Origin of the sequence: Halobacillus dabanensis, assembly GCF_900114165.1 — a bacterium.
Classification (GTDB): Bacteria; Bacillota; Bacilli; order Bacillales; family Halobacillaceae; genus Halobacillus; species Halobacillus dabanensis.
Genome location: NZ_FOSB01000003.1, coordinates 39,516 through 52,998, shown reverse-complemented (window position 1 = coordinate 52,998; position 13,483 = coordinate 39,516). Strand labels below are relative to the sequence as shown.

10 protein-coding genes are annotated in these 13,483 nt (G+C 40.0%); 4 read left to right on the top strand and 6 right to left on the bottom strand.

Going from position 1 to position 13,483, the window contains the following annotated elements; genetic code table 11:
• Window positions 1–437: 437 nt before the first annotated feature.
• Window positions 438–1,457 carry a TIGR00341 family protein gene (locus BMZ58_RS06175; protein WP_075035688.1) on the bottom strand — a complete coding sequence of 340 codons (1,020 nt, stop codon included), beginning with the start codon at window positions 1,455–1,457 and terminating at the stop codon, window positions 438–440.
• 106 nt (window positions 1,458–1,563) lie between these two features.
• Here BMZ58_RS06175 and BMZ58_RS06170 point away from each other — a divergent pair, with 106 nt between their 5' ends.
• The 3 genes from BMZ58_RS06170 to BMZ58_RS06160 are packed head-to-tail and all read left to right on the top strand — an operon-like array spanning window position 1,564 to window position 5,278.
• The gene (locus tag BMZ58_RS06170; RefSeq protein WP_075035687.1) at window positions 1,564–3,045 is read left to right on the top strand and encodes a spore germination protein; all 1,482 of its coding nucleotides are present in this window, start codon (window positions 1,564–1,566) and stop codon (window positions 3,043–3,045) included.
• A complete protein-coding gene (locus BMZ58_RS06165) occupies window positions 3,042–4,148 on the top strand; it encodes a GerAB/ArcD/ProY family transporter (protein WP_075035686.1) in 1,107 nt (368 codons plus the stop codon). Before BMZ58_RS06170 ends, BMZ58_RS06165 begins: the two co-directional genes overlap by 4 nt.
• Window positions 4,145–5,278, top strand: a complete 1,134-nt coding sequence (locus BMZ58_RS06160; protein WP_075035685.1) for a Ger(x)C family spore germination protein — start codon at window positions 4,145–4,147, stop codon at window positions 5,276–5,278. The genes BMZ58_RS06165 and BMZ58_RS06160 overlap by 4 nt, the downstream gene beginning before the upstream one ends.
• Window positions 5,279–5,358: 80 nt before the next feature.
• Here the strand turns inward: BMZ58_RS06160 and helD are convergent, their stop codons facing one another.
• The 4 genes from helD to BMZ58_RS06140 all read right to left on the bottom strand — a co-directional run bounded on the left by helD (window position 5,359) and on the right by BMZ58_RS06140 (window position 10,483).
• The gene (helD, locus tag BMZ58_RS06155) at window positions 5,359–7,611 is read right to left on the bottom strand and encodes an RNA polymerase recycling motor HelD (protein WP_075035684.1); all 2,253 of its coding nucleotides are present in this window, start codon (window positions 7,609–7,611) and stop codon (window positions 5,359–5,361) included.
• Between the two features lie 341 nt (window positions 7,612–7,952).
• Complete coding sequence (locus BMZ58_RS06150; RefSeq protein ID WP_075035683.1) at window positions 7,953–8,306, bottom strand: hypothetical protein; 354 nt, start codon at window positions 8,304–8,306, stop codon at window positions 7,953–7,955.
• A 5-nt stretch (window positions 8,307–8,311) separates the two neighbouring features.
• Entirely contained in the window at window positions 8,312–8,737 is a 426-nt protein-coding gene (locus tag BMZ58_RS06145) for an ATP-binding protein (protein ID WP_075035682.1), read from the bottom strand.
• Window positions 8,738–9,406: 669 nt separating this feature from the next.
• A complete protein-coding gene (locus BMZ58_RS06140) occupies window positions 9,407–10,483 on the bottom strand; it encodes an undecaprenyldiphospho-muramoylpentapeptide beta-N-acetylglucosaminyltransferase (protein ID WP_075035681.1) in 1,077 nt (358 codons plus the stop codon).
• A gap of 107 nt (window positions 10,484–10,590) precedes the next feature.
• Here BMZ58_RS06140 and BMZ58_RS06135 point away from each other — a divergent pair, with 107 nt between their 5' ends.
• Entirely contained in the window at window positions 10,591–11,943 is a 1,353-nt protein-coding gene (locus BMZ58_RS06135; RefSeq protein WP_075035680.1) for an MATE family efflux transporter, read from the top strand.
• A 194-nt stretch (window positions 11,944–12,137) separates the two neighbouring features.
• Here the strand turns inward: BMZ58_RS06135 and BMZ58_RS06130 are convergent, their stop codons facing one another.
• Window positions 12,138–13,325, bottom strand: a complete 1,188-nt coding sequence (locus BMZ58_RS06130) for a NupC/NupG family nucleoside CNT transporter (RefSeq protein ID WP_075035679.1) — start codon at window positions 13,323–13,325, stop codon at window positions 12,138–12,140.
• Between the last annotated feature and the right edge of the window lie 158 nt (window positions 13,326–13,483).

Below are 13,483 nucleotides of genomic sequence, written 5' to 3'. Positions count from 1 at the left end.
ATTTCCTCCTTTATTAATTTTCCTTCGGATTTGCTTACTCCGGTAGTTTCAAACCTCTCTCCCTCCATTAACAAACCCATTTATAAAAAACGGAGCTAAAGTCCGATTCTCATCATAATAAGAATAACCCCCCCCGCAGAATTCCTCGCGCCCGGGTTATAACAGAGACTCGCCAGAATGTTTACCCAAACAAAAAAAGCATACGTCCTTTGACGTATACTTTCATACATAAAAAAAGGCACGTAGATACGTGACCTCTTTTGTCCCTATTCTGTTATCCCTATTTTCAGACAGACAAAAGGCTCCAAGTCACGACCGTATGAAATTGTCCTTATCCTGCACCCATTGTTTTTTCATCGTCGTGACCTCCTTTGATTCAATGATTATATATTATATAGTTTTCTGAAATTTTAATCAACTACTTTTTTCCATATATCTCAAATTACATTCTGCCCTTCCAAAATAACTAAAGCTAATATAAGCACAATGATAATGACAAAAACTATAGCAAGAGGGCGGGATACATTAGCCCGTTTCACCGCTTCCCATCGTACTGGTCGGATCCCGCTTATAGAAAATATGGTAACTGCCGCGAGCAGGATTGACATGATATTGACTGTCACCAACAAGAAAGCCCCATATGCTGCCCCCATCGATCCATCTCCAATTGACATGCCCATTGCAACGGAGGGCGGTAATAAGGCAACAGCTACCATAACTCCTACTAAATTTCCTGATAAGCGATTCAAGAAAGCAAGAGCACCTGCAGCACCGGAAGCTACTCCGAGAGGAATATCGATGAGTGTTACCTTCGTACGATCTAAATATTGATCATTAGTCATTCCCAACTCTGTGAAATAACCGAAAGCGATGGATATGACAAGGACAATAGCAACGCCATAAAAGGAAGTACATACAGATTTCCCTAACAATTTATAATCTCCTAGTATGGCAGAAAAAGCAATTGCGATCACCGGCCCAATCATCGGTGCAATGACCATCGCTCCAATTACGACAGCCTCACTGTCTTTAATAATACCTACTGTAGCGACAATCGCTGATAATAAAATGAGTAAGGAATAATTCAATGTAATCACACTGTTTTTTTCTACAGCATTTATTAGTTCATGGCGGCTTGCTCTTAACAGCTTAGCCTTTTCTTCATCCTTCTCCTCCTGTTTTTCTTCCGCTTTCGTCTCTTCATGGATGGTGTTTTTAGCAAGGTAGGTTTGCACAGGAATGAGCAGTGTTTCAAACCCCTCTACGACATTTGATACTTCTTCTAAATAATTCAATATTTCTTCAACTTCACTTGTGTTTACAAGAATACGAACGAGCATTCTCTCTTCTGATTCATTGGAAACCCAATAAGATTGATAATCGCATTGTTTTAGTTTTCCATCGATCGATTCAAAGTGCTTGTCAGGAATGTACACCTCAATCAATTGCAGAGTCAAACCCATTCCCTCCTTCCTACAAAATTCACATCCTCCAACTGCTCTCATAATGTCCCCACTTTTCCACATACTAATTCCATCTAAGTCTGTGAGAGGAGGGAACCTTATGGTGACTCGATTTCCTATGAGCGCTGAAGAGTTTATGAACATCGTGAAGGAGGAGTTGAATGACAGTCCAGACTTGATTCAAAAAGTTTTTCAGATTAAAGGGCAGTCCATTATTGTCCAATACATTGCCTATCAAATAAAAAAAGACCGCTTAGAACGAGACTTATTGGAAGTGATCACAAGTTCCAATAACCGTTGGACTAATGAGGATTTAATCAATAAAATCCCCATTTCTTCCACTGTTCAGGAAGAAAAAATGGACAAAATCATTCAACAAATGATTCATGGAAGTGTCAGTATTTATATTGAGGGTGAAAAAAATGTTGTTTTATTTGCCTTACAAAACCAAAATCACCGAAGCCTGAATAGAGCAGAAACCGAATCACTGGTTTTCGGGCCACAAGTATCTTTCACCGAATCGTTGATCACTAACTTGAACGTTGTGCGCTGGCGCCTGGATACCGAAGATCTTGTCGTTGAGAAATTGATCGTTGGAGAACGGATTCAATCGGAAGTCAGAATTGTCTATTTGAAATCTTTAGCGAACAATGAAAATGTGGAGACAATGAGACAGCGTATAAAAGATTTGAAGGTTGCTGAAGTGGAAGATACGAGTGTACTTGGACAGTTGATCGAAGATTCTTCTAGTACTGTATTTCCTCAACTGATCTTTACAGAATTACCGGATCGTTTCTGTACGTCTATTTCCAGAGGACGAATTGGTGTCATGGTGGATAAAAGTCCGACGATGCTAATCGGACCGATGAACTTATTCAGTTTTTTCGAATCAACAGAAGACTTGTATATGCGCTGGAATATGGGGACTTTCATACGTTCTCTGCGTTTTATTGCTATGGCGCTGTCCATTATCCTGACGCCTATGTATGTGGCTGCCTTGACCTTTCATTATGAAATTATTCCAAGTACTTTACTCGTCTCTTTAGGACAATCGAGGGCTACTGTACCATTTCCCCCCGTACTAGAGGCACTTTTGTTAGAAATGTTAATTGAGTTATTAAGAGAAGCCGGCGCACGCCTCCCGACAAAAGTGGGACAAACGATGGGTATTGTTGGAGGGATCGTCCTTGGGCAAGCAGCAGTAGAAGCGGGGTTTACGAGTAACATCCTTATCATCATCATCGCACTCAGCGCTCTATCTTCCTTTACGGCTCCAAGTTATCTAATGGGAACGGCCATTCGTCTCATCCGCTTTCCTATGATCCTCTTAGCTGGGGCATGGGGAATTATCGGCATAGTCTTCGCTCTGTCTTTTCTTGTCATTCATTTACTCAAACAAAAATCTCTCGGCCGCCCTTACTTATCTCCCATCTATCCTTTTCAATGGAACGATTTTAATGACTCTTTTTTTCGCGTTCCTTTCCCAAAAAATACGGGTAGGTCAAAGTACCTTATGACTAAGGATCAGGATCGGTATAGTAAGGCAAAAGCAAGTGAACGGAAAGACGTGGATCCAACGTGAAAACAAATATTCGTTTGAATCCAGATAAGAGTGTCCAAGCATTCTATCTCTTTTTCATCATCCACACCTCTCAAATCGGTGCAGGACTGATGGGGGTCCCGAGAATCTTGGCCTTAGAAGCAGGTGTCGATGCCTGGATCTCCGTTTTAATTGCCGGCGTGTATCTCCATTTTATAGCTTATGTGATGCTCTCTATACTCAAGTCTTATGACAATGCTGACATCCTTGGAATCCAATGTGACTTATTCGGCAAATGGGTAGGAAAAACTCTCGGTCTTGTGTACGTACTTTACATTTTCCAACTATTGTTGACCGTTTTAAAAAATTACATTGAGGTTGTTCAAGTATTTGTTTTTCCCGAAATGCCCATATGGTTAATGGCACTCTTTTTAATCTCCTTAATGGTTTATAGTATCGTAGGTGGTTTTCGAGTCGTTGTAGGGACGAGTGTAATTTTTTTCTTTTTGACGATTTGGCTCGCTTTCACAATATATAAACCGATTACTTATATGGACCTAGAACACTTTCTGCCTGTTATGCAAACCTCTCCATGGGATGTACTTAAGGGAGCACAACAAGTGACTTTTTCTGTTTTAGGATTGGAAATCTTATTATTTGTGTATCCATATATTCAAAATAAAAAAGAAGCCGCACTACCCGTCCATTTAGGGGTCTTTTTCACCACCTTTCTGATTATGCTTGTCACCGTAGTGTCCATCGGGTATTTCAGCCCCGACCAACTCAAGCAAACGGTATGGGCAACCTTATCTCTCTTCAAAATCATCAGTTTCTCTGTCCTGGAACGATTTGACTTCATTGCAGTCGCTCTTTGGATGATGGTCATCATCCCTAACCTCGTTCTATTCGGTTGGATGATCGTCCATTCACTGAAGCGTTTGTTCAACTTTTCAGAGAAACCAAGTTTATATACATTAGCTGTGTTGTTATTTATTATCTCTGTGATAATCGAAGAAAGAATTGGTCTCAATGAGTTAACGAACTGGACAGGGAGAATCGGGTTTTGGATTGTATTTATCTATCCACTGTTCATATATATGGTGATCATTTTGAAAAAACTTTTGAAAAAGGGGCAAACCTCATGAAAAAGTGGACGATCCTCATAATTATCATCACTTTTCTTTCTGGTTGCATCCCAAAATCTTATATTGAAACGTTAGGAATTATTACAGCTGTCGGGTACGATTTGACAGAAGAAGACCGTATACGAGGAACACTTGTTATGTTCCAATTCGATCCAGCTGCCTCTGGCACATCCCAGGTTGTTACTGGTGAAGCAGATACATCTAAAGGAATTCGGTTTTCCACAGGCCGATTAACGAGTCACGAACTAGTGTCTGGACAAGTCCGTTTAGAGATCTTTGAAAATAAACTGGCTGAGAGAGGCATGATGAAATATATGGATACATTGCAGAGAGATGCAAAAGTCTCAGACATGGGTTACTTAGCCACAAGCGAAGTTCCTACAGAAGAGTTGCTGAAGTCTGAGAATGATGAAGATCGACCTAACACAGGAAGCTACATTCAAAAATTAATCGAAAAAAGTATTAAAAACGAGTCGATTCCAAACGCCGTATTATCTACATTTATTCACGACTATTATGATGAAGGGCGAGATCCTACCCTCCCATCTCTTACCCTTGACGAAGATAAAGCGGTTATAAACGGTATCAGCTTGTTCCAGAATGATCGACTGGTGAATACAATTTCACAAGAAAGAATGTTTTTCGTCATGTTGATGATGCATGAGTTTAAACATGGGCAATTTCAACTCCAACTACCAAACGATGCTCTAACCATGTATCACAAAAAAGAGAGTATGGAATCACCTGGAAAAGGGCCATTACATGTTTCCCTCCATGAGATTAAGACAAAGAGAAAAATCACGCCAACTAAGGGGACTCCAACAAAACAAACATTGAAACTCGAAATGGAAGGACGGTTACTTGAAATCACTCAAGATACTGATTTAAAAAATAATAAGGCGATTGAAGCTTTAGAGAAAGAAATAGAAAAAAAGGTAGAGAATCAATTAGAAGAAACCTTACAAGTCTTAAAAGATAATCAAGTAGACCCTGTTGGTTTTGGCGCAAAGTATAATGCTTTTAACCGTTCAAATAGAGTCACAAATGAAAACTGGCGTGAGCAGATACCTGATCTTCAAGTAGAATTCCAAGTGAACTTCAAGCTTTTACGTTATGGTATAACGGAATAAACAAGCACTGGCTACGGGCCAGTGCTTTTATTACATATTATAATCGAATTCATCTGGCTATTCCCGGTCCATTCTCAAATTCAAATCTCATAATAACGACCTTGATCGGACTCTCCCAATAAAAAGTCCTCCGGTTGTCGACCGATCAAATACAATCGATGGAGCGGTCTAGTCATAGCAACATATAACATTTTAGTATCCAGTTCACTGTTTTGATATGGGTGGGAATCATTATATAAAAAGACCACATCGAACTCTAAACCTTTGGCAAGGTAGGCAGGCAGGATCATCCGCTCCCCCATGCTTCCCTGTTCTTCTTCCAACGTAGCAAATCCAAGTTTCAGAGACGAAAGTTCTTCAGCAACTTGAAGAGCATCGTGTTTCGACTTCGTAACAATAGCAAAACTCTTCATTCCATTACAAAACAATTCTTCGATTATCTTGTATATAGTCTGTGGCCAATTATTATTTTTCCGAATGAATGCTGGTAAATCCCCATGACGGACGACCGGTTCAGCTTTCGGCAGCTTTTCTGTCATTCGATCAAGTAATGCATTCGCCAAATTCATAATCTTGATTGTCGTACGATAGGTTTTTTGTAAAGTGAGGTAATTAGCTGAAGGGAATATTTCATCCTGAAGCCTCTCCCAACTCTTCAACCCTCGATAATGATAAATACCCTGGGCTAAGTCTCCAACAATAGTGAACAAATCCGTGTGGAACGCTTTTCTCAAACTATATATTTCCATAAAACTATAATCCTGGGCTTCATCAATGACTACTTTTTTTGCGCGATCATCCGGATGGATTCCTGATATAAATGTCTTTAAATATAGAAGCCCAGCTAAATCTTCCGCATGCAGTTGACCTTTCTGATGAATTTTCCTCGTTACTTCTTTCACCTTCGACCACGCTTCGTTATTTTCCAATGAAGGCAACGAATTCTCATAGAAAAGATTTTGGTATAAAGATAAAAGATCCGCTATCGGGTAGTTCTTCATATACTTGGATACGGCAGTTCGTGCTGCCTTTTTGACTTCCTCCAATCTTTCTTCTTTTCTTGTGATGAGGAAGCTGACCCGTATTTTACGCTTTTCTGGATCCCTTATGCCGTACAACGCTTCGTCCAGGGCCTTATCATATTGATAAGTCATTTTTTCTAAGATTTGTTTCTTTTTCCTCTTCAATTCGCTTTGCAATACAGCTTTAATCTTCTGGACACGGACAGCATACGGAAAATAGCTGTACTCCTCATAAAACAGCCGGTTGATTCTCTTGGCACTCTTAATACGAAAACCACTCAAAGTGAAGTCTTCTTGCACTTTATATGTTTTTTTTAGTTGTTGAAGATATTGATCGAGTACTCGTTTGAAATTTTTGGATCCTTTGAACTGGGCAATGGATAAATAATCTTCTGCTTCTTTACCTTCTAGCTTTTTCATCAAAACTTCTTGTTGAGTGATGACAGGTAAACGGATTGCTGTCACTTCCTGGACAAACTCATTGTATGTCGTCTGCCTCGCACGTTCTACACCAAGTTCTGGTAACACTTCAGATATGTATTGGATAAACAATTGGTTCGGGGCAAGGATCAACATCTCTTCAGGCCGAAAGATGTCTTTCATCGTGTACAGAAAGTAGGAAATACGGTGAAGAGCTATCGTCGTCTTCCCACTCCCTGCGGCCCCTTGAACAATAATAGGTTTTTTCAAGTCAGCACGGATGATTTGGTTTTGTTCTTCTTGAATGGTCGATACAATTTCCGTCAACCGACTTTCAGCATTTTGAGAAAGCGAATCTTGAAGTAACTCATCTTTCGTTGTAAGGTCTATGTCACGAAAATTGTAAAGTTCTCCTTTTTCTATTTGATACTGACGCTTTAACGAAACCTCCCCCTCATATCGTTCTCCAAGTGATTCATAACTCACCTCACCAAGACGACCTTCATAATAAACATTCGCTAACGGAGAGCGCCAATCTAATATAATCGGTAACTGAGTTTTGCGGTCAAACAATGATGTTTTTCCGATATAAAAAATTTCACGTTCTGGTTTTTCTTTCCGATGAAAATCAATGCGGGCAAAATAGGGTTTGTTACGCAGGTGTTTGAGGCTTTCTAACTGTTCTCGAGACATTTTCATAAAATTGGCATGGGATAACATTTCTTGATAGCGTAAGCTACTATCTTTAAAGCTGAGGTTTTCAAGGGTATCTTCCTGTCTTTTCTTCAGCACTTCCTGTCCGGTTTCCTGTGATGCGATGAGTCGGTCCATATACGCCTTTGTAAAAGCTAACCGATCTTTCTCTAATTCAAATTCTTTTGAATCCGTCATAGGCCATTCTCCCTTCGAAGTTTTGGAATGACTTTAACATACATTTGTTCAATCTTTGTACCAAACAAACAATATACCACAACCGTTTTGGAAGCGCAATCATTCCATACTCAGACAAATCCTTCTGTCTTAGTTACCAGTCCTTTTATGGAAAAATAATACCCCAGCACCCTGTGCTCCCTCCATACATAAGGGAAAGAACCGAATTGATATTTTTTTGTTAAAACGAGGATTGAATTAAAAACCCCCAGGAAGTATTACAATCCAATTAGTAGGAGTTAATAAACATAGGTACAATGAAATAGCGACACTCCTCATGAAAAGAAATGCCGCTGAAACCTTTAAGATCTCCGCTTGTTTTCCACATATTTTGGAAGTTTGATTTCAAATAAGAAATAGGAAAGAGCACGTAAAAGAACAGGGTATAAAGCTAATAAACCAATTACATCCCCAATCCCACCTAGTAAGTCGGTGGTCAACAATACGACCGCCAACACAACCATCAGTGCCACGGTAATAAGTCCAACTCTTCCATTGACCGGTGACCATGACCCTGCAATCGTTCGTGTATCTTGTTCCACCAACTCAAAACAACGATAATGAAAAGGACGAATTCTGAACCAGTTCGAAGCCGTAACCAGCTCATCGCGATCCTGTATTTCTTTGTAACAATAGCGACAAATGTTTTTGTTCACGAAACCTACTCCTGATAGAGATATTTTTTCATTAGCAAGCATTCATTGCCCTTTTCATTATAACGCAAAATATCCATCACTCTAAGCATTAAAATAATTCCTCGCCCACTTTCCTCTAAATCTTCCACACTAGGAAACCATTGTTTCACATCACTCGATAATGGAAAAGGTTTCCATTCAAATCCTTCTCCCTGATCGTAGATTCTTACGATTAATCGTGTATTTAAAAAGTGGACTTTCAAAAGAATCGGGTAGTCACTTTTTTCATTGTGCCCGTGCTTCCAAGCGTTCCATACAGCTTCTGAGATGGCAGCATCTACGAGAAGTTGATCATTCCCGAAGTATTTGGCCAAGTATGGATAATATTGCTTACGGATGTTTCTCAATTCTCTTGGGTGCTTGATGTGGGCTGCTAAAGGTGTCTTCATCATTCAACCTCTCCTCTTTTGAGTGGATGAAATATATTCATCGTTCTGTTGGAATGGTTTGTTTCATTCTTCCATTCCCTATATTGAGCTATTTTAAAAGGGAAGCATTGTTTTTTTGTTAAATAATAAAAAGGTCATCCAAAAAGCAACCTCCCCACACCCTTCCACCACAAAAGCTCCCTATTCTGTAAGACTCAGTTTCAAGACATCCGGGAAAGTACGAATGGGGGATGGGAAGCTACTCGCTTTCCGCGGGGAAGACGGCAAGCCTCCTCGGGCTGTGCGCCCTGTGGGGTCTTGCCAGTCTATCCTTTCCCGCAGGAGTCTCGCAGCTTCCCATCCCCCATTACCTTAATGAGTATCTCGAAACTTCTGGATAGACAGGATAGGGAGCTATTGATGGAAAGGCTCTACAACAGGTATTTTCGTATGCAACGGTGGATACCATGCAGAATGATTTCGAGTCACATTATACGGCTGAGGGGCGGAGGGAAACGGTGAGACTCCTGTGGGATCTGCGGGACAGGTGAGACCCCGCAGAGCTTTAGCTCGAGGAGGCTCACCGCCCGCCCCACGGAAAGCGAACCTTTTCCCGTAGCCCCTAACCTCCCACTAAAGTCTCGAAACCGAGTCTTCCGGAATACTGCCATTTTGTTTAATAGTGCTTACACGTTATTTATCTCGTTCATGACTCTGAATGATATCTATTACTTTTTCTTTCGTCCGTTCGCTCTGATAAGTTTCCATGTGTTTTAAGATGGAAGCTTTCTCACTCATCAACTTACGAAGGTCATTCAAAAACCTTTCATCTGTCAGTTCTTCTTCTTCTAACTTGATTGCATATCCTTGTTTCACGAAGGAATCGGCATTCAGGATTTGGTCTCCTCTGCTTGCCTTTCTTGATAAAGGTATAAGGAGCATGGGTTTCTTGAGAGCTAAAAATTCAAAGATTGCATTAGATCCTGCCCTTGAGACAATATAATCGCTCATAGCAAATAAATCTTTCAATTCATCATTCACATATTCAAATTGAGCATATCCTTGCCTGTTTATAGTTGTGTCCCTATTATTGTGACCGCAAATATGAACAATCTGGACTTCTTTCAAAAGCTCATCCAGGTTATCACGAATGGTATCGTTAATTTTCTTAGATCCTGTACTTCCACCCATTACCATAACAACCGGTTTTTGTTTATGAAAGCTGCATAAAGCCAACCCTTTCGAACGTGTTCCCTCAAACAGCTCTTCGCGCACCACAGCTCCGATATACTCCCCCTTGCCCTCTGGTAAATGCTTCGTCGTCTCAGGGAATGTGGAAAGGATTTTTTTTGCAAAAGGAAAAGATAATTTATTTGCAAGACCTGGTGTATAGTCCGATTCATGAATGATCGTCGGCACGTTTCTCAATTTCGCTGCCATGACAACAGGAACGGAAACGAAGCCTCCTTTTGAAAAAATGACTTGAGGCTTTCGTTTTTGGATAATACGTAAAGACTGTGCCAGCCCTTTTAAAACTTTAAATGGGTCTTTGAAGTTTTCTTTCGACATATACCTTCTTAATTTCCCTGTGGATATCCCATGATAGGTCACCCCTTGCAATGATTCGATCAATTGTTTCTCTATGCCATCATACGATCCGATATAGTCGACTTCGTATCCTTGTTTTTGAAATTCAGGAATTAGGGCAAGATTGACGATCACGTGTCCTGCTGTCCCTCCACCTGTGAATAAAATCCGTTTCTGACTCATCTTCAATCAACGTCCTTTCCGAGGGTTTCTGTGTAGATTTCTAAATGTTGTATGCTATAATCCTCGTATTCCTCTAAAGAGAATTGTACCAGAAAAGGAAGATCCTTATGTATGAAACTAAAACATTACTTGAAAAAACTAAGTTGTTCGTTGTGATAATGCTTCCTATTTTAATAACACAAATAGGAATGTATGCAATGAACTTTTTCGATACGATTATGTCGGGAAAGTCTGGGCCTGATGAGCTGGCAGGTGTTGCCATCGGGTCAAACATCTGGCTTCCTGTATTTACAGGATTAAATGGGATTTTAATGGCTATCTCCCCTATAGTTGCCCAATTGAAAGGAGCAAAAAAAGACGACGAGATTTCCTATTCCGTTAAACAAGGGATATTCTTAGCAATATCTTTAGCTGTGATTATCGGAGGTGTCGGCTACCTGCTTCTAGGTCCCATCCTTTCCCTATTAGATATCACACCAGAGGTTTCTCATGTCGCAAAATATTATTTAATCACTTTAGGAATCGGGATTGTCCCTCTTTTCATATTCAACATTTTGCGATCTTTCGTCGATGCACTTGGTCAAACAAAATTATCCATGGTTGTAATCTTAATGACGTTACCAATCAATATATTATTTAACTATATGTTCATTTTTGGCCGGTGGGGCGCCCCTGAACTTGGTGGGATCGGGGCAGGTCTTGCTTCGGCATTGACCTATTGGGTCTCCCTAATCATCATTATCATTGTCGTTTATAAACTACGTCCATTAAGAAATTATAAAATATTTCATTCATGGATGAGCCCCGATTTGAAGGAATGGTGGGCTCAATTGAAAATTGGCATCCCTATCGGATTTGCCATTTTCTTTGAAACAAGCATTTTTGCTGCCGTCACATTTTTCATGACAGCTTATGATACAAATACGATTGCTGCGCACCAGGCAGCGATAAACTTTGCTTCTTTCCTTTATATGGTACCCTTAAGCATTGCCTTCACCCTGACGATTGCCGTTGGATTTGAAATTGGAGGCAAAAGGTATAAAGAAGCGAAAACATATTCTTATCTGGGAATCACGCTTGCCGTCACGATGAGTATTGGCGCTGGTCTAATTTTATTTATTTTTGATGATGCGATTGCAAGGTTGTACAGTACAGACGAACAAGTGATTGAGTTAACAAAGAACTTCATTATCTATGCGATTTTCTTTCAACTTTCTGATGGGTTCGGTGCCCCTCTTCAAGGAATCCTCCGCGGTTATAAAGATGTAAATATTACTTTTGTTATGGCATTTGTTTCTTATTGGGGGATTGGCTTACCCAGCGGTTATCTGCTAGCTAACTTCACGGACCTTGGACCTTATGGGTATTGGTTGAGTTTAACGATCGGATTGACAGCCGGAGCCATAACCCTGTTTTTCCGTATGTTCTATCTACAGAAAAAGAACATCGGTACAATATAAAAAGGGTCCGTCATTCCTTTACACCCCTTCCACAAAAGCCCCGGATTGGGGAAGACTCAATTTCGAGACATCTAGTGTAGTACGAATAAGAGCTTCAGCTTTTTTATCTTTATCAAGCTTGTTGTAGTAGAACATCTACAAATAAATAAAAAAGTCTGAATGGAAGAGACCCTCCATTCAGACTTTTCGTCTTTTTACAGGAATAACCCTGCAATTGTAGCAGAAAGCATAGAGCCTAGTGTAGCACCAATAAGAAGTTTCATACCGAAACCAGATACTCGTCCACCTTTTTCAGCATCAATTCCTTGAACTGTACCTGCAATGATTCCGATAGATGAGAAGTTCGCGAAGCTTGTAAGGAAGACTGTTACAATACCTGTCGTTTTCTCAGATACACCATCAAGCATGTTAGAGAATTCAAGCATGGCAACGAATTCGTTCGTTACAATTTTCGTACCCATAATTGCACCTGCATCAATTACTTCAGCAGCTGGAATCCCCATTAGCAAACCGATAGGCGCAATGATGTAACCTAGAAGCTGTTGTAGAGTGAATCCGTTGAAAATGGCTCCGAAAACAGCGTTTACAAGCTCTAGAGAAGCAATAAAGGCAATAAGCATGGATGCAACAATCAAAGCAATTTTACCACCATCAAGGGCTCCGTTTCCCATGGCTTCAAAAAAGCTTTTCGCATTCGACACATCTTGAATATCGACCTTATCTTCCTCTTTAGAAACTTTAACCGGTGCAATCATAGATGCAACAATTAATGCACTAAACATGTTTAACGGTAATGCCACAAGGATATATTGACTTGGGAGCATCCCCAGGTAAGCCCCTACGATAGAAGCAGATACTGAACCCATTGCAGACGCACTAACAATATATAAACGGTTATCATTCAAATTGTGGAACTGTGATTTGATAGCAATCAAAGCTTCCGATTGTCCAAAAAAGATACTGTTTACAGCGTTGAATGATTCAACTTTAGGTAGTCCTGTAATCTTAGATAGACCCCATCCGAGATATTTGATAATAAATGGCAATATTTTCAAATACGTCAGAACCGATAGAATCGTTGCGAAGAAAATGATAATCAATAGAACATTGAAAAAGAACACACCGCCTTCTCCAACTTCTACTCCACCTAATACGAAATCAACCCCGATGGTCCCGAATTCAATAAGCTTTTCGAAAGCCCATGATATTCCATTAATGATAATACGACCTATTTCTGTATTGAACATAAACCATGTAATGAATAGTTGAACAAGCAACATGACGCCAATGCCTTTAAAATTGATGTTCTTGCGATCGTTGGACATTAAATAAGCGATCCCAAGAATGACGGCAACGGCTAAAATTCCTAAAAGAATGCTCACGATTTATTCTCCCCCTAAAGATTTGTTAAAAAAGAAATAATGAAAATGCTTACATAAAGTAATGCCACTTTGGATTTTATCAGGTTGTCAGACGTCATGCAAGGTTTATTTGCATATATTAATAAAACATACCAGGACATCTTCCTCAAATATACTTT

Coding starts and splice junctions, on each gene's coding strand:
- BMZ58_RS06170 (WP_075035687.1), top strand. CDS start 1,564: ATGGTGACTCGATTTCCTATGAGCGCTGAAGAGTTTATGAACATCGTG.
- BMZ58_RS06160 (WP_075035685.1), top strand. CDS start 4,145: ATGAAAAAGTGGACGATCCTCATAATTATCATCACTTTTCTTTCTGGT.
- helD (WP_075035684.1), bottom strand. CDS start 7,611: ATGACGGATTCAAAAGAATTTGAATTAGAGAAAGATCGGTTAGCTTTT.
- BMZ58_RS06145 (WP_075035682.1), bottom strand. CDS start 8,737: ATGATGAAGACACCTTTAGCAGCCCACATCAAGCACCCAAGAGAATTG.
- BMZ58_RS06140 (WP_075035681.1), bottom strand. CDS start 10,483: ATGAGTCAGAAACGGATTTTATTCACAGGTGGAGGGACAGCAGGACAC.
- BMZ58_RS06135 (WP_075035680.1), top strand. CDS start 10,591: ATGTATGAAACTAAAACATTACTTGAAAAAACTAAGTTGTTCGTTGTG.